The 2064-nt window shown below is 69.9% G+C and carries 3 protein-coding genes; 2 read left to right on the forward strand and 1 reads right to left on the reverse strand.

The features are described from left to right. The first annotated feature begins 48 nt into the window (after nucleotides 1–48). Complete coding sequence (gene dapD, locus B1729_RS15805) at nucleotides 49–1005, forward strand: 2,3,4,5-tetrahydropyridine-2,6-dicarboxylate N-succinyltransferase (protein ID WP_163620121.1); 957 nt, start codon at nucleotides 49–51, stop codon at nucleotides 1003–1005. 54 nt (nucleotides 1006–1059) lie between these two features. On the opposite strand, the gene B1729_RS15810 is transcribed toward dapD, so the two are convergent. Continuing rightward, a complete protein-coding gene (locus B1729_RS15810; protein WP_163633728.1) occupies nucleotides 1060–1629 on the reverse strand; it encodes a TetR/AcrR family transcriptional regulator in 570 nt (189 codons plus the stop codon). 185 nt (nucleotides 1630–1814) lie between these two features. Between B1729_RS15810 and B1729_RS15815 the strand changes: the two genes are divergently transcribed. Further along, nucleotides 1815–2064, forward strand: a 250-nt coding sequence (locus B1729_RS15815) for an MFS transporter (RefSeq protein ID WP_163633730.1), incomplete at its 3' end; no start/stop codon positions are given.

Here is a 2064-nt window from a genome sequence, read left to right on the forward strand (position 1 = left end):
CGGAAACACGCGGAAGACGGTCCCGGCCGACCGCGCTAGCGTGGAAGCATGAGCGAAGAACGATGGGTGTGGGGCGTGGGCCTCGCGACGACCGCCGAAGACGGAACCGTGCTCGACACGTGGTTTCCCTCCCCCGCCGCGGGACGGATCCCGCTCGGGTTCGACCCGCAGCTGGCGCCCGATCAGCTCGACCACCTCGCGGTGGCCGACCCCCGTCGCGCCGTCACCGTGGACGTGGTGGCGGTAGAGGCCGACCTCGACGCCCCGCCCTCCTCCACGCCGGATGCGTATCTGCGCCTTCACGCGCTCTCGCACCTGCTGGTGCGTCCCAACGACGTGAATCTCGACGGCGTCTTCGCGCACCTGCCGAATGTCGCCTGGACCACCGCAGGTCCGATTCATCCCGACACGCTGACCCGGCTCCGCCCGTATCTCGCGCGCGACGGGATCCAGGTGCAGGGCCTCGACAAGTTCCCGCGCCTGCTCGACTACGTCACGCCCCCGGGGGTGCGAATCGCCGACGCCTCGCGCGTGCGCCTGGGCGCGTACCTCTCTCCGGGCACGACGGTCATGCACGAAGGCTTCGTCAACTTCAACGCCGGCACGCTCGGCCAGAGCATGGTCGAGGGCCGCATCTCGCAGGGCGTCGTCGTCGGCGACGGCAGCGACATCGGCGGCGGCGCGTCGATCATGGGCACCCTGTCCGGCGGAGGATCGCACAAGGTGTCGGTCGGCGCGCGCACGCTGCTCGGCGCGAACGCCGGCATCGGGATCTCACTCGGCGACGACTGCGTGGTCGAGGCGGGCCTCTACGTCACCGCCGGCACCAAGGTCGTGCTCCCCGACGAGCCGCGTCGCGCGGACGGCTCTCCCACGACGGTCAAGGGTGCCGAGCTGTCGGGCCGGGCCGGATTGCTGTTCCGGCGCAACTCGCTGACGGGTGCCGTCGAGGCGGTCCGGCGTGCGGGCGTCGGAGTCACCCTCAACGAGGCGCTGCACGCCTGACATCGGCCGGCGGGCCGCCTCGCCGACGTCGGGCATGCGGCCCGGCCGTACCTATCAGCGGCGAATCGCGTTGATCGCCAGGTTGAGCACCCGCTGCCGCTGAGCCTCGTCGTCGAACGATGCGACGGCAGCGACTCCTGACACGAGCTTCACCACGTCGCCGATGGAGATGTCGGGATCGACGTCGCCGGCAGCCTGCGCGCGCTTGAGCAGCGGCTCACCAGCTGACAGCATGATCATCCGGCACTCGGCGAGCACCGGAGACCGGCGGTTCAGTCCGTCCAGCAGCGCGTGCTTCGTGCCAACATATGTCACGAACCGATCGAGCCAGGCGCGCAGCGCGTCCCAGGGCTCGAGGTCGGCGACCTCATCGGCGGCGCGAGCGAGGGCGTCGACTTCGCCGAGGTAGAGCGTCTCGATCAGATCGTCGCGGGTCGGGAAGTTTCGGTAGAGCGTGCCGATGCCGACACCGGCGCGGCGGGCGATGTCTTCGAGAGAAGCGCCGGAGCCCTCCTCGGCGAACGCCTCGCGCCCGGCGGCGACCAGAGCGTCGAAGTTGCGCGCGGCGTCGGCGCGCTGGGGACGGCGCGCATCCAACGCGGATACCCGCTCGACGACCGACATTCCGACGACCTCCCGTGGTGCTGATGGCTGGCGCCCGCCGAGACGGGTGCAATCCGAATGCGAAGTTGTGATTGCGAAACGGAGGCATCCTCCGCTAATCTGAAAGCGGAGGCTTCCTCCGTTCGGAGACCTACCTCCACTTTACTCCGCATTCATCGGATCCGCACCCATCGGAAGGCCCGTCGATGCCCACCATCCCCTTCACCCCTCGCGCAGCGTTCGCGGCGATCGCCCTCAGCGTCGCCTCGCTCGCGCTGCTGCAGAACCTCGTCATCCCCGTCATCCCCTTGATAGCCGCCGACTTCGACGTGACGGCGGATGCGGCAACCTGGACCAACACGTCGTGGCTCATCGCCGCCGCGGTGGCCACTCCCCTCCTCGGCCGGATCGGCGACCTGCGCGGCCGCCGCAACACCTTCCTCGCCGTCCTCGGCG

The organism is Microbacterium sp. B35-04, assembly GCF_010634885.1.
GTDB lineage: Bacteria > Actinomycetota > Actinomycetes > Actinomycetales > Microbacteriaceae > Microbacterium.